This is a genomic window from Halosimplex aquaticum (assembly GCF_028747785.1).
Taxonomy (GTDB): domain Archaea; phylum Halobacteriota; class Halobacteria; order Halobacteriales; family Haloarculaceae; genus Halosimplex; species Halosimplex aquaticum.
In genome coordinates this window covers 3,920,197-3,938,269 of the sequence record NZ_CP118158.1, presented here as the reverse complement: position 1 = coordinate 3,938,269, position 18,073 = coordinate 3,920,197, and the positions used below count along the sequence as shown (strand labels likewise).

Genomic DNA, 18,073 nt, shown 5'->3' with positions numbered 1-18,073 from the left:
GTACAGACCGACCGCGGGTCCGGCCCCGTCCGCGACCCGCCGTCGAACTGCGACCGGTCGCGGTTTTCGTCGGTCGGGCCCGCCCCGACCCTCCGTTCACCCCTTCATGTGGCTCTTCGATAGCACACTCAGAGCGGCAGCGTTGATCGCCGAGATGGCCTGGGACACCTGGTGGGCGCTCGTCCTCGGGTTCACGCTCTCGGGCGCCGTCGAGGCGTTCGTCAGCGAGGACCGGATGACCGGCGCCCTCGGTGGCGACGGCTGGCGGGAGGTCGGCCTCGGGGCGCTCCTCGGCGCGGCGTCGTCGTCGTGTTCGTACTCCGCCGTCGGCACGACGAAGACGCTGTTCAAGAAAGGCGGCTCCGGCGTCGCCACCCTCGGCGCGTTCATGTTCGCCAGCACCGACCTCGTGGTCGAACTCGGCCTCGTCATCTGGGTGCTGCTCGGCTGGCAGTTCGTCGTCGGCGAGTACCTCGGCGGCGTCGTCGCCGTCGCCGTCCTCGCGCTCCTGTTCCGACACGTCGTCCCCGCCGAGTGGGTCGAGAGCGCCCGCGAGCACGTCCGCGCGACCGACCGGACGGCCTGCCCCACCTGCGACGTGACCGTCGACCCGACCGACGAGGACGCGGTCTCGATGGAGACGGCGACCGGCCTCGAACACTTCTGCTGCGGCGGCTGTCGCCGCGTGTTCGAGGCCCGCGAGACCGGGTCGGACGACGCCCGCCTGCGCGACCGACTGGCGACCCGCGACGGCTGGGAGAGCGCCTTCCGCGCCGCGATGAAAGACTGGGAGATGGTCTGGCGGGACGTGGCCCTCGGGTTCGTTATCGCGGGCCTCGTCGGCGGGTTCGTCCCCGACGCGTGGTGGACCGCGCTGGTCCCCGGCGGGTCGGGCCTCGCCGGCGTCACGCTGGCGACCGCGGTCGCCATCGGCATCGGCGTCGCGACGTTCATGTGCTCGGTCGGCAACGTCCCCTTCGCGCTCGTCCTCTGGCAGAACGGCCTGCCCTTCGGGGCGGTGCTCTCGTTCGTCTACGCCGACCTGCTGATCCCGCCGCTCGTCCGGATCTACCGGCAGTACTACGGCGCGCGGATGGCCGCCGCGCTGACCGCGGCACTGGCGGTCGCCGCGCTCGTCGCCGGCGTGACGGTCCACTACGTCGCGACCGGCGTCGGGTTCGTCCCGCCCGCCGGCGAGGTCGGCGGCACGGTCCCGTCGGGCTACACGACCGCCCTGAACCTCCTCCTGACGCCGGTGTTCGCGGTGCAGGTCGCGGTCACGTACGGGACCGACGCCGTCCGGCGGCGGACGGCCGCGACGCTGGACCGCGTCGACTCGTCCGTCCGCCGCTCTGTGCGCCTGACGGGCGCCGTCCTCGCCGTCGGCGCCGCCGTGGTGGCGGCCGCCATCGGAACCGCCGTCGACGCCGTCGCCGAGCACCGCTCCGAGCGGACGGACGACCGGAGACGCTGGCGGGACAGAGCGGTCCGGGCCGTCGGGACCGCCGCGTCGGCCGGCAAACGAGGCGAACGGGCGCTCGCGGCGGCGAACCGCGCCGTGATCGACCGGATCGATTCGGCGGAGACCGGTCGGTCCGCACCGGCCGCGGACGCGAGTACCGCGGACCAGACCGGCGGGACGGCTCCCGGTTCGACCGCGGAGACGGCGGACGACGGCGATTCAGCCGCCGACACCGACGAACGTTCCTCGGACCCCACATCATGACAGACACGACCGAACCGACCGACAGCACCGACCAGGGCTCAGTCGCCGACCGGATCGCGGCGGCCGTCGACGACTCGCCGGCCGAGGAGGTCGCGGCGCGGGCCCGGAACCGACTCGGGGACGGCGAGCCGCCGGGCCTGCTCGTCGCGGCGCTCGGGTTCGACGGCCTCGTCTACGCGGCGAGCCGCTACCTGCCCGAGTACCTCGGCATCCTCGGCGGCTCCGCGCTCGTCATCGGCCTGTTCGGCGCGGCCGCGATGGCGCTGGCCCCGATGGCCGCGTCGCTCCGCGCGCCCGAGCCGCCCGAGCCGTCGGTCGCCGCGCCGCTCCTCGGCGCGACCGGGCTCCTCGTCTGGCTGGTAGCGCCGGAGCTCGCGGCGGCGTCGGGGCTCCCGGCCTGGGCGTGGATCCTGCTCGGTCTCGTCCCGCTCGGGATCACCGCGGTCACGGGCGAGACGGCGCCCGTCGAACCGCGACCCGACGGGTTCGCCGTCGGCCCGGCGGCCGACGACTGGCGCGAAGCGGCCGCCGCCGGCGTCGGCGTCGTACTCGCGGTTGGTCTCATCGTCGGTGCCGGGACGCTGGGCGCGGCGCTTCAGGCCCTGCTCGCGCTCGGTGCCGCGCTCGGGATCGTCGTCTCGGCACTGCGGTTCTTCGCGGCCGACGACGAAACCGCGGTCGACACGCCGCCGCTTCCGGAGGAGCCGCCGGTCCCGCGAGTCCGGCCGTTCGTCCGGACCGTGCGCTCGGTGCCGCGGGCCGCGCGGTCGCTGCTCGTGGGCGAGACGCTGATCCACGTCTCGGTCGCGCTGGTGTCCGTGTTCGTCATCGTCGTCGTGACGAGCGTCCTCGGGCTCCGGACGACGCTCTTCGGCGTCCGGCTGAACCCGAGCGCGACGTTCGGCGCGCTCGTCCTCACCGAACTCGCCGTCGCGACCGCCGCGTCTGCCGCGGCACGCCGGGTCGACGCGCCCCGCGACGGTGCGGCCCGCCTCGTCGGCGTCGCCGCGCTCGCGGCCGCGTTCCCCCTGCTGTTCGTCGGTCTGCCGCCGGTCGCGGGAGTCGTCGCCGCCCTGTTCGCGGTCGCCGGAGTCCGCGGTGCGGGCGCGGCGATCCGCGACGAACGGGTCGAGGCCGTCGTCAGCGACGCCGCCGTCGACCCCCAGCAGTACCGCACCGCCCGCGCCCTCGTGGTCGCCCCGAGCCCGCTGGTCGGCGGCGTGCTCTACACGCTCGATCCGACCGTCGCGTTCGGCGCGGCGACGACCGTCGGCGCGGTCGGCGTCTGGGAGCTCTGGCGGTACGCCCGCCGGACCGACGGGGCGCTGTGACCCGCCGGACGAACGGCCGCGTGCGGGCGATCGGTAGCCGAGCGCGTCACTGGCTCACGACGACCGACCACGCGGACGTGGGGCGGCTCTACCTCGCGTTCGGGGCGGTCGCCGGGCTGTGGGGCGCCGCCGACGCGATGGCGCTCCGGACGGAACTCCTCACGCCCGGACAGGCGGTGTGGTCGGCGACGACCTACGACGCTTTCTTCACGACTCACGGGCTGACGATGCTGTTTTTCTTCGCCACGCCGGTCGTCTTCGGGCTCGCGAACGTCGTCGTCCCGCCGCTGGTCGGCGCCGACGACCTGGCGTTCCCCCGGCTCAACGCAACCGCGTTCTGGCTGTTGCCGCCCGCGTTACTCCTCGCGCGCGCCGGCGTCGTCGGCCACCTGCTCGGCGTCCCGGATCTGGCGCCGCCCGCCGTCGGGTGGACGCTGTACGTCCCGCTGGCCCGCACTGCCGCCGGCGCCAGTCTCGACGTGCTCCTGATCGGGCTCCACCTGAGCGGCGTGAGCACGGTCCTGAGTGCGATCAACCTGCTCGTGACGATCCTCGTCGAGCGGGAGGTCGGCTGGGACCGCGTCGACGCGTTCACCTGGTCGATGCTGACGACCGCCGGCCTCGTGATCTTCGCGTTCCCCGTGCTCGGAAGCGCGCTCGTGATGTTGCTCCTCGACAGGTCGGTCGGCACGGCGTTTTTCGCCGTCTCGTCGGGCGGGCCGGTCCGTTGGCAGCACCTCTTCTGGTTCTTCGGTCATCCCGAGGTGTACATCCTCGCGCTCCCGGCGCTGGGAATCGTCAGCCACGTGCTCCCCGTCTACGCCGGCCGGCGGCTGTTCGGGTTCCGCGCCGTCGTCTACTCGACGCTGGCCATCGGCGTCCTGAGCTTCGGCGTGTGGGCCCACCACATGTTCACGACCGGGATGGACCCCCGGTTGCAGGCGAGTTTCATGGCCGTCTCGCTCGCCATCGCCGCCCCGAGCGCGATCAAGGCGTTCAACTGGCTCGCGACGCTGTGGGGCGGTGACATCGAACTGACGCCGCCGATGCTGTTCTGCCTGGGCGCCTTCGGCAACTTCGTCCTCGGCGGCGTGACGGGCGTGTTCCTCGCCGCCGTCCCGGTCGACCGGCTGTTCCACGGGACGTACTACGTCGTCGGCCACTTCCACCTGGTGCTCGTCGGGACGGTCGTCTTCGCGCTGTTCGCGGCGGGGTACCACTGGTTCCCGCTGGCGACCGGGAAGCGCTACGACCGGCGGCTCGCGCGGGTGCACTTCTGGTTCACCGCCGTCGGAACCCTGGTGACGTTCCTGCTGTTGCTCGCGCTCGGGCTGCTCGCGCTGCCGCGCCGGAGCGCGACCTACCCCGGGGCGCTGGCGCCACTCCAGGTGTTCGCGACGCTCGGCGCGTATCTCATGGGAATCGGACAGGTAGTGTGGGTGTGGAACGTGACCAGATCGGTGCTGCTCGGCCGCGCCGCCGACTCGGAGATCCGACGGCGAGCGCGCGACGACCGGTTCGGCCGAGCGTGGGAGGGGTGGTCGGACCGCGATCCCTGATCGCGTTCGGTACCCACGCCGTCGCCGGGTGCAATGCCCGGACGCGACCGTAGCGGGGATTCCCGCTGACATTTATGTCCAATGATAACTTCCCTGGAACGGACGCGCCGCTCTCAGACATCTTCGGCCCGGACAGTTGCGACGCGCTGGACCACGACCGGTTGCAGCCGTTCATCCTGCTGACCGGGTTCCAGCGAGACCTCCTGTTCGTCGTCGCCGACCTCGCCGAGACGGACCCGAGCGGGAGCGACATCAAGTCCGTGCTGGACGCGGAGTACCTGCGCGAGGCCAGCCACGGGACGCTGTACCGGAGCCTCCGTCACCTGCACGACGAGGGCTACCTCCGGAAACACCCGATCGACGGCCGGACGTACAGCTACCACCTCACCGACGAGGCGAGAACCGATATGCGGACGTATCTCCGGTGGGCGATCTGCTGTCTCTCGGGAGAGCGCGCCTGTCCGCGGTCGCAGTCGACGAACGGGGGATTCCAGTGATGTTCCACCACCTCGTCGCCGCTGCCGTCGAGGGAGCGATCGGCGGGCTCGTCGCAGCCCTGCTGTTCGTCGCGCCGGCGGTCTACGCGGCCGGACGGTCCGGGCGGTTCGACCGCGTCGGCTCGTTCCCGGTCGCCGTCACCGTCGCCGTGACGGGCGTGTTCGTCGCCGGTCTGGTCGACCTGCTGGTCGGGTGGATACCGGTTGTCGGCCCGTTCGCCTCCCCGCTCGCCTGGGCGGCCGTCGTGAAGTACGCGGGCGGGAGCGACTGGCCGCCGGCACTGCTGCTCGGCGGCGTCTCCTGGCTCCTCACGGTCGCCTTCTTCGCCGCCCTCGGACTCGGTTGACGGTCCCGTCGGCGGCTCGATCGTCGCCCCGCGGACCGCGAGCCCGGCGCCGCCCAACCAGCGCGCAAGCACAGCGAGACGGATCCAAAACGGAACTTCACACCCATGACAGACTCACAAGACGACAGCGACTGGACCGAAGCGGAGACCCCGCTCGACCTGAACCTCCGCGACGTCGCACAGACCGCCGACGGCCCGTACGCCGTCGGCACGGACGGCGTCGTCCTCGGACGGCGCGACGGGACGTGGCACATCGTCGTGCCGGTCGGTCCCGCGACCAAGCGGAACGTGCTCACGTCGGTCGACGCGACGGCCGACGGCGAGCGCGTCTGGTTCGCGGGGTCCAGCGGCGCGCTCGGCATGTACGACACGGCGAACAGGCGCAAACACGACTACAGCGCCCCCGGAGGGAAGACGAGCACGTGGGAAGCGATCGCCGTCACCGGCGAACGCGGTAGCGAGCGACTCCTCGTCGCGAACGGGTCCGGAGAGGTCCTCGCGGCGACGATCGGACCCGACGGCTGCCCGCGCTTCGGCGACGTCGTCAAGCCGGGCAGCGGATCGACGATCACCGGCCTCGACGTCGGCGGCGACACGGTGTACGCCATCGACACCAGCGGCAACGTGTTCGCCAAGCCCGTCGAGTCCGTCGGTGACGATCCCTCGGGCGATCCGGCGACTGACGGCGAGGCCCGCTCGACCGCTCCGGACCGGTCGGCCGAGGACGAGATCGAGGGCCACCCCTGCGCTGACGGCGACACCGACGGCGCTGCCGTCGACGGAACGAACGACGCGGAGGCCGGAGCCGACGACGCCGCCGACGAGCGGCCGGAGGACGCCGAGTGGCGGGAGATCGGCATCAGGAACGCGCAGGTCAACTTCCACGACGTGACGGCCTCCGGCGACCGCGTGCTGGTCGCCGGGGACGGCGGGCTCGTCTACCGCTACGACCGCGTCTGCGAGAACTGGACGCCGGTCCAGGCCGGTGACGTAGCCCTGCTCGGCATCGACGACGACGGCGAGCGGACGGTCGCCGTCGGCGCCAACGGCAGCGCCTTCGAGCGGCGTCGCGGCAGCTACGGCTGGCGACCGACGCCGACGCCGGTCAGCGCGCAACTGCGGGCGGTCGCGCTCGGCTCCCCGTCGGTGGCGGTCGGCGCCGACGGAACGGCCATCGAACGGGGGGACGACGCGTGAGCCTGGACGTCGCGCTCGCGCTGTTGCAACTCGTCGCGCTGACGATCCCGCCGATCGCCGTCCTCATCCAGATGCTCCGCAAGTCCGAGAACCTGCCCTGGCGGCTCAGAAAGCTGAGCTTCGGCCTCGTGATCGTCAGCGTCGTCTCGTTCATCGCCACCGGCGTCAGCGTCCTCACGTACTTCCTCGTCCACGTGTCCGTCCCGGGGCTGCTGGTGGTCGGCCTGTTGCTGACCGTGGTCGGCCTGATCCCGTTCGCCCTGTTCACCGGCGTGCTGTACAAGGAACACAAGGCGGCGCACGGTCCCTGAGCCGCCCGCTATCCGCGCGAGCTGCGCCGACGCGAGAGCGCGATCTCCGCACTATGTCACCCACAAAGCTATCCACGACGAGCCGCGAGCGAGTCGAATCGACGCACGAACCGACCAGCGCCGGCGACGCCTGCCCCGAGTGCCGGGGCCCGACCCGCACGGACGAACCGCGGGGGGAAGTCGTCTGTCGGGACTGCGGGCTGGTCGTCGACGAGACCGTCCTCGTCAGCAACCGGGCGCGGACCGACCCGGGGGACGACTCCGACGTCGGCCGCGTCGGGTCGCCGACGTCGCCCCGGTTCCACGACCGGGGCCTGACGACGGTCATCGACGGCGGCGAGCGCGACGCGAACGGGAACCGGCTCTCCCAGCGCAAACTGAGCCGGATCCGGCGGTTGCGGACCTGGAACGCCCGCTGTCTGGCGCGCAACGGGGCCGAGCGGTCGCTCCAGTTCGGCCTCTCCGAACTGGAGCGGATGGCCTCTGCCGTGGGCCTGTCGGACTCGGTCCGCGAGGTCGCCAGCGTGCTGTTCAGACGCGCCCACGAGGCCGGCGTCCAGCGCGGCAGGTCGCTCGAAGCGGCGGCGAGCGCGGCGCTCTACGCGGCCGCCCGCAGCGAGGGCCTCCCGCTGACGATCGACACCGTCGCCGAGGCGAGCCGGGTCGACCGGCGGTCGTTCGTCCGCGCGTACCGCGAGACGATCCGCGAGCTCTCGCTGGAGATCGGCCCGCCGGACCCGTCGGACCACGTCGCGTCCATCGCCTCGGACCTCGACGCGAGCGACGCGGTGACGCGGCGGGCGCGGTCCCTGCTGGACCGGGCGAAACGCGACGACTACCACGTCGGCAAGCACCCGTCCGGAATGGCCGCCGCCGCGGTGTACGCCGCGAGCCTCATCGAGGAGGCCGGGCTGACCCAGCTCGAGATCAGCGACGCCGCGGACGTCTGCGCCGTCACGATCCGCGACCACTACTCGGCGATGCTCGACGAGTGGCGCGCCGACGCGTGACGCTCGACCCGAACTGCCTGACTTCCCGCCGGGCCGGACCGCGACCGGATCGACCGGCGACGAGCGGACGCGACGACATCGACAGATGAGAGGCGCTCTCGACGCCGATCGGCTGGCCCGAACGATCGCGGTCGCGACGGTCGTCGCGGCCGGACTGTCGGGGCTCGTCCTCGCGGTCGTGGCGACGCGGGGCGCCTACGACTCGACGACGGAGGCGCTCCGCCGGTCGCTCCACCGGACGCTGCTGGCGGTCGGGCTCCCCGCCGCGATCCTCTTCGAGGGCGCCCTGGCCTACGCGGTCGTCAGGTTCACCGGCGACGGGCCGGCCGCCCCGGTCACCGAGCGGCGGTGGCTCGAAGTCGGCTGGACCGTCGCGGTCGGGGCGCTGTTCGTCCTCGTCGGCGTCCTCTCCTACCAGGCGATGCTCCAGACGGCCGCCGTCGGGCCGGCGGTCGGCGAGGGCGCCGCCGGCGACGACGGCGTCGTCGTGGTCCACGCGACCGCAGCGCAGTGGGACTGGACGTTTCGATACCCGGCGGCCAACGTCACCAGCGACAGGCTCGTCCTGCCGACGAACCGGACCGTCACTGTCCGATTGACTTCGCGGGACGTGGTTCACTCCTTTTCCGTCCCGGGGCTGGGGCTCAAACAGGACGTCTTCCCCGGGCAGTACACGTACGTCCGGACGACGCCGACGAGCACCGGCGAGTACCGCGTCCAGTGTACCGAGTTCTGCGGCGTCGGCCACTCGCAGATGACCGCGACCGCCGAGGTCCGCTCGCCTGACGGGTTCGAGAACTGGACGCGCCGCGCACGGGCGTCGGAAACAGTTCGTGGGCGCTCCTCGAACGGCTGATGACCGGCGACGGGACGGCCGAGGCGGCCAGCGTCTGGCCGGTCCCGACGGCCCTGGGCGTCGCCGGACTGTACGCCACGGCGGCGCTCGCCGTGCTTGGCGACGCGGTCCCGCCCTGGAGCGTCGCGGTCGCGGCCGCGCTCGCCGTCGGATCGCTCGCGGTCGGCGTCGGCGGCTGGGTCTGCCGGTGGACGCTGTCCGGAGCGGGCGAGCCGACCCGCTCTCGCTCGCTCGACGTCGCCGTCGCGGCGTTCCTCGTCACCGAGGCGGCGACGTTCGGCTGCGCGTTCGCCGCGTTCCTGTTCCTCTGGGCGGGGCCGTGGTCGCTCCGGCCGCTCCCGCCGATCAGGCCGCCGGCCACGCTGGCCGCGACGCTGGTGCTCCTCGCCAGTAGCGCCACGCTCCACGAGGCGCGCGCGGCGGCCCGGCGAGACGGTACCGGGGCATTCGATCGGTACCTCTCCGTGACCATCGGCCTGGGCGCCCTCTTCCTGGTCGGCCAGGCCGGCGAGTACCACGAGCTGTACGCGGCGGGCGTCACGCCGACGAGCGGCGCCTACGCCGCCGCGTTCTACGGGCTGACCGGGTTGCACGGCCTGCACGTCCTGGGGGGTCTCGGCGCGATGGCGGCGCTCCGCGCGGTCGGCCGCCGCCGCGGAACCGCGAGCGAACAGGCCGCGGCGGCGGTCGGCCGGTACTGGCACTTCGTCGACGCCGTCTGGCTGGTGCTTGTCGCGACGCTGTACGTCGGCGTCCGCGTCTGGCCGTGAGTCCCGGTCGACGGCGGCGACGTCGCCGCGACAGCACGCGGGTCGGTCGGGCGCCAGCGGACACGCACACGCCGATACCATGGACGAGAACGCCACCCACCTCCGGCAGGAAGTCGGGCGAGCGGCGCTGTACCAGGCGGCGATCGGCGCGGTCGGGCTCGCCGGCAGCGTCCTGTTCGCGCGCCGGCTCGGCCCCGACGCCTTCGGATCGTACGCCCTCCTCTATGCGCTCGCCGAGATCTGCAACCGGTCCGTGTCGGGCGTCGGCGAGGCGGCGAAAAAACGCATCAGCGGCGGCGCCGTTCCGCCCGGTGAGGCCGTCGGCGCCACCGTCCTGACGGCGATCCTCGCCGCCGTCGCCGGCGGAATCCTCGGAGCGGTCGCCGACGACTGGCTCGTCGCCTTCACCGGCGTCTCCCACGCCGGGCTGTGGTTCGCCCTGCTGTTCGCGTCGCTCGGCGCCTTCGAGTCGCTACAGGTGGTCATGACCGCCGACGGGCGCGTCGACCGCGAGACGTTCCACGACCTCCTCCATCGAGTCCAGACGGTGTTGCTGCAGGCCGGAGGGGTCGCGCTCCTGGGCGGCGCGGCCGGCATGGCCGCCGGTCTCACCGGGGGGACGCTGCTCGCCATCCAGTACCCGTTGCGTGCAGTCGCCCGGCCGGCGATCCCCGAGCGAGCGACGCTCCGATCGCTCTGGCGGTACGCGCGATACGCCGTCGTCGAGCGGGCCACCGTGCAGACGTGGAACCGCGTCAACCTCGTCCTGCTCGGCTGGCTGGCGACCTCGGCGGTCACCGGCCGGTTCACCGTCGCCCGCGACCTCAGTTCGCCCGCGCTGTTCGTCGTCGGCGCGACCGCCGCCGGCGTGATGGCGCAGGTCAGCGACCGCCACCGGAGCGACGAGCGCGTCGCCGGCGTGATCCGGGACGCGCTCGCGCACTCGTCCGTCCTCGCCGTCCCGATGCTCGCCGCGGTCGCCGCCGCCCCGGAACGGGTCGTCCTGGCGCTGTACGGCCCGGCGTACGCGGGCGCAGCGCCGTTCCTCGTCGGCCTCGCCGTCTACCAGTTGCTGGTCAGCCAGTCACGGCCGGTCGCCGCGGCGCTCAAGGGGCTCGACCGCCCGGACGTCGTCGTCCGGCTGTCGGTCGTCTGTTTCGCCCTGGACGTGCTCCTCGGCGTCGCGGCCTTCTTCGCCACGGGGCCGGTCGGCGTCGTCGTCGCGACCGTCGCCGCACAGTCCGCCTGGCTGGCGCTCGGCGCGCTGGTGCTCAGGACGCACGTCGACGCGCTGGCAGTCCCGCGGGAACTCGGCCTCCAGGCCGTCGGCGGGGTCGTGACGTACGCGACCGTCGCGCTCGTCGCCCCGCTGCTCCCGCGGACCTCGGTGCTCTCGCTGGCCGTCGTGGCGTCGCTCGGCGGGGCCGTCTACGTCGGCGTCCTCCTACTGTCGCCGGCGACTCGCAGCGTCGTCGCCGACCTCGCGCCGATCTGACGAGACAGCGAGAGAAATGCGCGGCGCGGACGCCGTTACTTCCCTTCGAACTCTGGCTCGCGGTCCTGCTGGAACGCGGCGAGGCCCTCCCAGACGTCGTCGGTCGTGAACAGGTGACCGAAGGCGGAGGCCTCGTACTCGAGACCGGCGTCGGTGTCGTCGCGGCCGGCGAGCATCGCGCGCTTGGTGAGCTTCTGGGCGATGGGCGGGCCGGCGGCCAGGTCGCGGGCGAGTTCCCACTTGCGGTCGTCGAACTCGTCGGGGCCGAGGACCTCGTTGACGAAGCCGTAGTCGGCCATCGTCTCGGGGTCGTAGTCGTTGCGCGCGGTGAAGATGATCTCCTTGGCGCGGCCCTCGCCGACGACGTGTTTCAGTCGCTGGGTACCGCCCCAGCCAGGCAGGAGCCCGAGGTTGTGCTCGGGCTGGCCGAACTGGGCGCCCTCGCTGGCGATGCGCATGTCCGCGGCGGTCGCCAGTTCCATGCCGCCGCCGAGGCAGTAGCCGTCGACGGCCGCGACGACCGGCATCCCGACCTCTTCGAGGCGGCCGAACACCTGCTGGCCCTTGCGGGACATCTCGCTGGCTTCGAGCCCGCTGCCGGGCGCCGCGCTCGCGGCGTCGAACCCGGCGGAGAACGCCCGGTCGCCGCCGCCTTCGAGGATGACGGCGCGCACATCGTCGTCCGCGTCGAACTGGTCGAGCGCGGCGTCGATCTCGTCGATCATCTGGACGGTGATCGTGTTCATCCGCGCCGGGCGGTCGAGCGTGATGTGGCCGACCGCTCCGTCGACCTCGACCTCGATCTGCTCGAAGGAGACGGTCTCGCCTTCCTCCGCGCCGCCGTAGAAGCCGCCCTCCTCCGCGGCGTTCCGGAGGCCGTCGGAGACCTCGTAGCGGGCCGCACCGGTCTCCTCGCGGGCCGATTCGAGCGTCTCGATCAGGTCGTCGAGGCCGTATGCGTCGGCGCGTTTGCCGGGACCCTCGGGGTAGCCGGCGCCGAGCATCATCGCCTCGTCGATGTCGCCGACGGGGGCGACGTCGTCCTGGACGAGCTTGCCGACCTCGTTGGCCATCACGGCGAGCAGGCGCGCCTCCACGTCGTCGCGGCCGGCGTCGGCAGGGATGTCGACGCCGCCGTTCTCGTAGTCGTAGAAGCCCTCGCCGGTCTTCTTGCCGAGCTTCTCGGACTCGACGGTCTCTTCGAGGAGCGGGCAGGGCTCGTAGGCGTCGCCGAGGACCTCGTGGAGGTACTCGAGGACGTGCAGGGTCACGTCGTGGCCGACCTGGTCGCCGAGTTCGAACGCGCCCATCGGGAGGCCCATGTCGAACTTCGTCGTCGAGTCGACCTCGGCGACGGTTGCGACGTCGTCGTGGACGAGCCAGCACGCCTCGTTCATCTGCGGGACGAGCACCCGGTTCACGATGAAGCCGGGCGAGTCCTTGCGGACGCGGACGGGCGACTTGTCGAAGGCCTCGGCGAGTTCCTCGACGGCGTCGAGCGTCTCGTCGCTGGTGTGCTCGCCGCGGATGACCTCGACCAGCGCCATCCGGACGGGCGGGTTGAAGAAGTGCATCCCGCAGAACTGCTCGGGCCGCTCGGTCACCTCCGAGAGTTCGGTGATCGAGAGGCTCGACGTGTTCGTCGCGACGATGGCCTCGTCGGGGGCGTACTCTTCCAGTTCGGCGTAGACGTCCTTCTTGACGTCCATCCGCTCGGGGACGGCCTCGATGACCACGTCGGCCTCGGCGACGGCGGCCTCGAAGTCGACGAGCGGTTCGATCCGATGCAGGACCTCGTCGGCCTCCTCCTCGGAGATCTGGCCGTTCTCGGCGAGCTTGCCGAGCGACCACTCGATGTTTTCGTAGCCGTCCTCGACGAACTCCTCTTTGATGTCCCGCATCGTCACGTCGTACCCCGCCAGGGCCGCGACCTCGGCGATGCCGTGGCCCATGTTGCCGGCACCCAATACCGCGACCTGTTCGATATCCTCGAAGTTCATAGCGTGTGCATCGTCTCTCGGCTGCCGTTTCAAGGTTTCTCTCGTGAGGAAACGGTTGACGAGTTGATAGTTGATTACGAAGCGTTATGTATGCTAACGGGTGACAATTGACACATGGACTTCGCGCTCTCAGACGAGCAGAAACAGGTCCGTGACGAGGTCCGCCGCTTCGCCGAGAACGAGATCGTGCCGGTCGCGACGGAGTACGATACCGAAGAGAAGTTCCCCCACGACCTGGTCGAGCGGGCCGCGGAACTGGGGCTGGTCGGGTCGAACATCCCCCTCGAATACGGGGGCGTCGGCTACGACTACCTGACGAACATCGTCATCGTCGAGGAGCTGTTCGCCGCCGACCCGGGTATCGGCCTCTCCATCTCCTCGGCCGCCTTCGGCGCCGACGCGCTCGTCGAGTTCGGCACCGAGGAGCAGAAAGAGGAGTACCTCCGGCCGGTCGCCGAGGGCGAGGCCATCATGGGCTCGGCCATCAGCGAACCCGACGTGGGCTCTGACGTGTCGTCGGTCTCCACGACGGCCGAGAAGGACGGGGACGAGTGGGTGATCAACGGCAACAAGATGTGGATCACGAACGGGTCGGTCGGCGACTTCTTCGTCGTCCTCTGCAAGACCGACCCGGACGCCGACGGCCGGTACAACGGCTTCTCACAGATCATCGTCGAGTCGGACCGGGACGGCTTCGAGGCCGAGAAGATCACCGGCAAGCTCGGTATCCGTGCCTCGGACACCGCGGAACTGCTGTTCGACGACGTGCGCGTCCCCGAGGAGAACCTCGTCGGTACTCGCGGCGCCGGGTTCCTCCAGCTGATGCAGTTCTTCGACGAGACCCGTACCGCCGTCGCTGCTCAGGGCGTCGGCATCGCCCGCGGCGCCGCCGAGCGCGCCCTCGACTACGCCCAGGAGCGCGAGCAGTTCGGCCAGTCCATCAGCGAGTTCCAGGCCATTCAGCACAAGCTCGCGGACATGCACACCAAGACCGAGGCCGCGCGGCAGCTGACGTACAAGTCCGCCTGGAGCGTCGACCACGCCGACGACCAGCTCACCCAGCTCGCCTCCATGGCCAAGGAGTACGCCTCCCGCGTCGCGGTCGAGGCCGCGGACGAGGCCGTCCAGATCCACGGCGGCGCCGGCTACGTCAACGACTTCGACGTCGAGCGGTTCTACCGCGACGCCAAGATTACCCAGATCTACGAGGGCACCACGGAGATCCAGAAGAACATCATCGCCCGCGAACTGCTCGGCAAAGGCATCGCCTGATTCAGTTACCGGGCGTTTCGTTTACCAGCCTGTCAACGGCTGTGGCGCGCGCTGTCGCGGCCTCCGTGCCGCGACGTAGTCGTGCGAGGGATGAGCATCGCAGCGAACGGCGTGAGCGAGAAGCGCAGTCGGTTGGGGAGGCGTGAGGGCGTCTGCCGTCCTGTGCGTTGCGGTCCTGGCGGACTGAAAGGGCGAGGCCCGGTCGGCGGCGCCCCGGGGAAGTAAGCACGCGAACGAAGTGAGCGCGCGCAGCGAGCGCGTGGCGCGACCGACGGGAGCGCCACGGCCGCTCGAACGGTGAGCGAAGCGAACCGTGAGAGCCGCGGCGTCCCGAGCGGGCCGAGGGCTTTCATCGCATGCTGTCGACTGCTGTTCCGACTGCTAGCGAGCAGGCTCCGTCCCTCCAGCACTCACTGTCGAGCGCGGTCGAAGCAACTCTGAGCGAGCGACTCTCGGTGACAAGTGACCGGGAATCGATAGACCGTACGGTTCCGGGGAGTGTCGCACGATTTAAGCCGCTGGGAAATCGAGTGAGAGATATGCACAACGGGCGCTCGCGCTCGTCCGGTCGCACGGGTGCCGACCAGCCGAACACTGTTCGGCGTCGCTGTTGTTGAGCGCCCGCTCTTTCTCGTTCGCATCGCCCGCTCGATTCACCGATCCACACACCGACACATCATGTTCGACAGACTCCGCGAGGACGTACGCACAGCCCGCGAGACCGACCCCGCCGCCAAGAGTACCACCGAGGTGTTCCTCTACGCCGGACTGCACGCCGTCTGGGCCTACCGGCTGGCTCACTGGCTCTGGACGCACGAGTTCCACTTCACCGCGCGACTCGTCTCCCAGGTAGCCCGCTTTTTCACCGGCGTGGAGATCCACCCCGGGGCCGAACTCGGGCGGCGGGTCTTCGTCGACCACGGGATGGGCGTCGTCATCGGCGAGACGGCCGAGGTGGGAGACGACGTGGCGATGTACCACGGCGTGACGCTGGGCGGGGACGACCCGCGGCCGGTCAAGCGCCACCCGACGGTCGGCGACGGTGTGACGCTTGGCGCGCAGTCGACGCTCGTGGGCGACATCACCATCGGCGACGGCGCGACCGTCGGCGCGGGCGCGGTCGTCGTCGAGGACGTGCCGGCCGGCGCGACGGTCGTCGGGAACCCGGCAAAAGTGGTCGAGCGGGACGGCGACGAAGAAGCGGCCGAGCGCGAACCGATTGCGGACGACGTGGAGGTCGGCGACGACGGTGCCGAGTCGGGGCGGGATGCCGAAGCGATCGACGACGAGTCGGTCACCGACGGCGACGCCGACGAAACGACGCCCGCTGACCCGCCGGCGTGCTGCGGGACGGCCGGCCACGCCGACTGAGGGACGACTCTTCTCCACCGTGGACGCGTCCGTGAGCGACGCGGACGGGGCACGTCCGACGCGGACGGGAAGTTCGACGCGAGCGGATACCTCGACGCGGAGCGATGCGGTCCGAAACGGCCTTGCCCGGCCGGCACCGAACCCCTGGCGATGACAGCGGACCCCATCGAGGCGCTCGCGGCCGACGAGATACTCGGTCCGGTCGTGGCCGAACACGGACCGCTCGAACTCGAACCGGCCGAGGACCTCTACGAGCGGCTGGTGATCTCCCTGATCCGCCAGCAGGTGTCGATGGCCTCTGCGGCGGCGATCCGCGAGCGGCTGTTCGAGGCCGTCGAGGTCACGCCCGAGGGGATACTCGCCGCCGACCGCGAGGTGCTCCTCGACGCGGGGCTCTCCCAGGCGAAAGCCGAGTACGTCAAGACCGCGGCGCAGGCGTTCGTCGACCACGGCTGGGACCGGCAGACCTTCGCCGAGATGAGCGACGACGCGGTCAAGGCCGAACTGACTGAGATCCACGGCGTCGGCCCGTGGACAGCGGACATGTTCCTGCTGTTCGGACTCGGACGCGAGGACGTCTTCCCGGTCGGCGACCTGGGCATCCGCAAGGGGATGGACCTGTTGTTCGACGCCGAGATGACGCGCGCCGAGATGGTCGACGCCGCCGAGCGCTGGCGCCCCTACCGCTCGTACGCGTCGCTGTACATCTGGAACCACTACGAGGGCGGCGAGACCGAAGTCGGGCAGGCCTGAGCGAGAAGCGGATCCGGCGGCGAACCGCGCTTACCGCGTCGTCCCTCGCGCATCTTCACTTAAAGGGCCGCGAAACATTTAAGTACCTTTCGCCCTTACAATGGGTTAGCAGGGGCGGTCACCGGATTTTTCGGTTTTCCCCCGCCGGTAGCCACCGCCCGCGCATCCTGCCCTCCACGCAGGTGACTCACCATGACAGACACGCGCACCACAACCGGCGAGGCGGAGACTCGCGTATCGGCCCCGGAGACGCGAACCGAGACGGAGGCCCAATCGGAACGCCAGCAGACGGAATCGACCGACGAGCGAGTCTGCCCGGAGTGCGCCGGCTCGCTCGTCAGCGACGACACCCGCGGCGAGACGGTCTGCGAGGACTGCGGCCTCGTCGTCGACGAGGACGAGATCGACCCCGGCCCCGAGTGGCGGGCGTTCAACTCCTCGGAGAAAGACGACAAGTCCCGCGTCGGTGCGCCGACGACGAACATGATGCACGACAAGGGCCTCTCGACCAACATCGGCTGGCAGAACGAGGACGCCTACGGCAACTCGCTGAACTCGAACCAGCGCCAGAAGATGCAACGCCTGCGCACGTGGAACGAGCGCTTCCGCACCCGCGACTCGAAAGAGCGCAACCTCAAACAAGCGCTCGGCGAGATCGAACGCATGGGGAGCGCGCTCGGCCTGCCCGAGAACGTCCGCGAGACCGCGTCGGTCATCTACCGCCGCGCGCTCGACGAGGACCTGCTGCCCGGCCGCTCCATCGAGGGCGTCGCCTCCAGCGCGGTCTACGGCGCCGCTCGAATGGCCAGCACCCCGCGCAGCATCGACGAGATCGTCGCCGTCAGCCGGATCGACGAGATGGAGTTCCAGCGGACCTACCGCTACATCGTCCGCGAACTCGGCCTGGAGATCGAACCGGCCGACCCCGCGAGCTACGTCGGCCGGTTCGCCTCGGACCTCGACCTCTCCGACGAGGCCGAGCGCCGCGCTCGCGAACTGCTCGACACCGCGAAGGACCAGCAGGTCCACGTCGGCAAGAGCCCTGTCGGTCTCGCGGCCGCCGCGGTGTACGCCGCACCGCTGCTGTGCAACGAGAAGATCACGCAGGCCGAAGTCAGCGAGGTCGCCGACATCTCCGAGGTGACCATCCGCAATCGCTACCAGGAGCTGCTGGAAGCGTCCGAGCAGCCGACGATGGCCTGAGGGCCCGGTCGGAACCGATGACGACGCCGCCCGAATCCCCAGACCGAAGGGGACCGAGCCCGTCTCTTTCTCCGTGACGGACGATACCGACGGCTCGCTGGCCGAGCGAGTCGACCGCCTCCACGGCGAGTTGCGAGCGACCGAAGAGCGACCGGTCGAACGCGAGGCGAGCCGCTGGATAGGCGAAGCCCAGGCGGTCGCCGGCGACGCCGCGGACGTGGCCGCGACCGAGGGGTCGACAGCCGTCGTTCGGGAACGCGTCGGCCACGTCGCGACGCTGCTCGACCACGTCGAGGAGACGGGCGACGCCGCGGCCGACGAACACGTCGAGCGGGCGAAGACGCTCGCCGATCGCATCGCGGACGCCGAGTGAGG

Annotated in this window: 16 protein-coding genes and 1 pseudogene; 16 read left to right on the top strand and 1 reads right to left on the bottom strand. The window is 71.1% G+C overall.

The annotated features are described in order from the left end of the window. Positions 1–154: 154 nt before the first annotated feature. The 11 genes from PSC72_RS19415 (at position 155) to PSC72_RS19365 (ending at position 11,099) form a co-directional block, all read left to right on the top strand. Positions 155–1,726, top strand: a complete 1,572-nt coding sequence (locus tag PSC72_RS19415; RefSeq protein WP_274323075.1) for a permease — start codon at positions 155–157, stop codon at positions 1,724–1,726. Beyond that, positions 1,723–3,057 (top strand): hypothetical protein, encoded by a 1,335-nt coding sequence (locus PSC72_RS19410; protein ID WP_274323074.1) that lies wholly within the window; start codon positions 1,723–1,725, stop codon positions 3,055–3,057. The genes PSC72_RS19415 and PSC72_RS19410 overlap by 4 nt, the downstream gene beginning before the upstream one ends. Beyond that, positions 3,054–4,616, top strand: coding sequence for a cytochrome c oxidase subunit I (locus PSC72_RS19405; RefSeq protein ID WP_274323073.1), 1,563 nt, complete (start codon positions 3,054–3,056; stop codon positions 4,614–4,616). Before PSC72_RS19410 ends, PSC72_RS19405 begins: the two co-directional genes overlap by 4 nt. 74 nt (positions 4,617–4,690) lie before the next feature. Then, positions 4,691–5,113: a PadR family transcriptional regulator gene (locus tag PSC72_RS19400; RefSeq protein ID WP_274323072.1), complete on the top strand. Its 423-nt coding sequence runs from the start codon at positions 4,691–4,693 to the stop codon at positions 5,111–5,113. Beyond that, entirely contained in the window at positions 5,113–5,460 is a 348-nt protein-coding gene (locus PSC72_RS19395; RefSeq protein WP_274323071.1) for a hypothetical protein, read from the top strand. Before PSC72_RS19400 ends, PSC72_RS19395 begins: the two co-directional genes overlap by 1 nt. A 105-nt stretch (positions 5,461–5,565) precedes the next feature. Next, positions 5,566–6,657, top strand: coding sequence for a hypothetical protein (locus PSC72_RS19390; protein WP_274323070.1), 1,092 nt, complete (start codon positions 5,566–5,568; stop codon positions 6,655–6,657). Continuing rightward, positions 6,654–6,968 carry a hypothetical protein gene (locus tag PSC72_RS19385; RefSeq protein ID WP_274323069.1) on the top strand — a complete coding sequence of 105 codons (315 nt, stop codon included), beginning with the start codon at positions 6,654–6,656 and terminating at the stop codon, positions 6,966–6,968. The genes PSC72_RS19390 and PSC72_RS19385 overlap by 4 nt, the downstream gene beginning before the upstream one ends. A 53-nt stretch (positions 6,969–7,021) precedes the next feature. Continuing rightward, positions 7,022–7,978: a transcription initiation factor IIB gene (locus PSC72_RS19380; protein WP_274323068.1), complete on the top strand. Its 957-nt coding sequence runs from the start codon at positions 7,022–7,024 to the stop codon at positions 7,976–7,978. An 85-nt stretch (positions 7,979–8,063) separates the two neighbouring features. Continuing rightward, positions 8,064–8,834: a cytochrome c oxidase subunit II gene (coxB, locus tag PSC72_RS19375; RefSeq protein WP_274323067.1), complete on the top strand. Its 771-nt coding sequence runs from the start codon at positions 8,064–8,066 to the stop codon at positions 8,832–8,834. Beyond that, on the top strand, positions 8,834–9,604 hold the full coding sequence (locus tag PSC72_RS19370) for a cytochrome c oxidase subunit 3 (RefSeq protein WP_274323066.1): 771 nt from the start codon (positions 8,834–8,836) through the stop codon (positions 9,602–9,604). Before coxB ends, PSC72_RS19370 begins: the two co-directional genes overlap by 1 nt. A 79-nt stretch (positions 9,605–9,683) precedes the next feature. Next, positions 9,684–11,099: a lipopolysaccharide biosynthesis protein gene (locus tag PSC72_RS19365; RefSeq protein WP_274323065.1), complete on the top strand. Its 1,416-nt coding sequence runs from the start codon at positions 9,684–9,686 to the stop codon at positions 11,097–11,099. Between the two features lie 35 nt (positions 11,100–11,134). Here the strand turns inward: PSC72_RS19365 and PSC72_RS19360 are convergent, their stop codons facing one another. Further along, complete coding sequence (locus PSC72_RS19360) at positions 11,135–13,099, bottom strand: 3-hydroxyacyl-CoA dehydrogenase/enoyl-CoA hydratase family protein (RefSeq protein WP_274323064.1); 1,965 nt, start codon at positions 13,097–13,099, stop codon at positions 11,135–11,137. Positions 13,100–13,213: 114 nt separating this feature from the next. Here PSC72_RS19360 and PSC72_RS19355 point away from each other — a divergent pair, with 114 nt between their 5' ends. From PSC72_RS19355 to PSC72_RS19335, 5 genes and pseudogenes are all read left to right on the top strand, one after another. Further along, entirely contained in the window at positions 13,214–14,371 is a 1,158-nt protein-coding gene (locus tag PSC72_RS19355) for an acyl-CoA dehydrogenase family protein (RefSeq protein WP_274323063.1), read from the top strand. A 678-nt stretch (positions 14,372–15,049) separates the two neighbouring features. Next, positions 15,050–15,562: pseudogene (gene cysE, locus PSC72_RS19350) on the top strand (serine O-acetyltransferase); the annotation flags it as partial. Positions 15,563–15,892: 330 nt separating this feature from the next. After that, positions 15,893–16,495: a DNA-3-methyladenine glycosylase family protein gene (locus tag PSC72_RS19345; RefSeq protein WP_274323062.1), complete on the top strand. Its 603-nt coding sequence runs from the start codon at positions 15,893–15,895 to the stop codon at positions 16,493–16,495. A 192-nt stretch (positions 16,496–16,687) separates the two neighbouring features. After that, positions 16,688–17,698, top strand: a complete 1,011-nt coding sequence (locus PSC72_RS19340; RefSeq protein ID WP_274323061.1) for a transcription initiation factor IIB — start codon at positions 16,688–16,690, stop codon at positions 17,696–17,698. 73 nt (positions 17,699–17,771) lie between these two features. Further along, entirely contained in the window at positions 17,772–18,071 is a 300-nt protein-coding gene (locus PSC72_RS19335; RefSeq protein ID WP_274323060.1) for a hypothetical protein, read from the top strand. Positions 18,072–18,073: the final 2 nt, after the last annotated feature.

Excerpts from the sequence above, each read along its gene's own strand:
- PSC72_RS19415 (WP_274323075.1), top strand. The coding sequence starts at position 155 with ATGGCCTGGGACACCTGGTGGGCGCTCGTCCTCGGGTTCACGCTCTCG.
- PSC72_RS19410 (WP_274323074.1), top strand. The coding sequence starts at position 1,723 with ATGACAGACACGACCGAACCGACCGACAGCACCGACCAGGGCTCAGTC.
- PSC72_RS19400 (WP_274323072.1), top strand. The coding sequence starts at position 4,691 with ATGTCCAATGATAACTTCCCTGGAACGGACGCGCCGCTCTCAGACATC.
- PSC72_RS19395 (WP_274323071.1), top strand. The coding sequence starts at position 5,113 with ATGTTCCACCACCTCGTCGCCGCTGCCGTCGAGGGAGCGATCGGCGGG.
- PSC72_RS19390 (WP_274323070.1), top strand. The coding sequence starts at position 5,566 with ATGACAGACTCACAAGACGACAGCGACTGGACCGAAGCGGAGACCCCG.
- PSC72_RS19380 (WP_274323068.1), top strand. The coding sequence starts at position 7,022 with ATGTCACCCACAAAGCTATCCACGACGAGCCGCGAGCGAGTCGAATCG.
- coxB (WP_274323067.1), top strand. The coding sequence starts at position 8,064 with ATGAGAGGCGCTCTCGACGCCGATCGGCTGGCCCGAACGATCGCGGTC.
- PSC72_RS19370 (WP_274323066.1), top strand. The coding sequence starts at position 8,834 with ATGACCGGCGACGGGACGGCCGAGGCGGCCAGCGTCTGGCCGGTCCCG.
- PSC72_RS19365 (WP_274323065.1), top strand. The coding sequence starts at position 9,684 with ATGGACGAGAACGCCACCCACCTCCGGCAGGAAGTCGGGCGAGCGGCG.
- PSC72_RS19360 (WP_274323064.1), bottom strand. The coding sequence starts at position 13,099 with ATGAACTTCGAGGATATCGAACAGGTCGCGGTATTGGGTGCCGGCAAC.
- PSC72_RS19355 (WP_274323063.1), top strand. The coding sequence starts at position 13,214 with ATGGACTTCGCGCTCTCAGACGAGCAGAAACAGGTCCGTGACGAGGTC.
- PSC72_RS19345 (WP_274323062.1), top strand. The coding sequence starts at position 15,893 with ATGACAGCGGACCCCATCGAGGCGCTCGCGGCCGACGAGATACTCGGT.
- PSC72_RS19340 (WP_274323061.1), top strand. The coding sequence starts at position 16,688 with ATGACAGACACGCGCACCACAACCGGCGAGGCGGAGACTCGCGTATCG.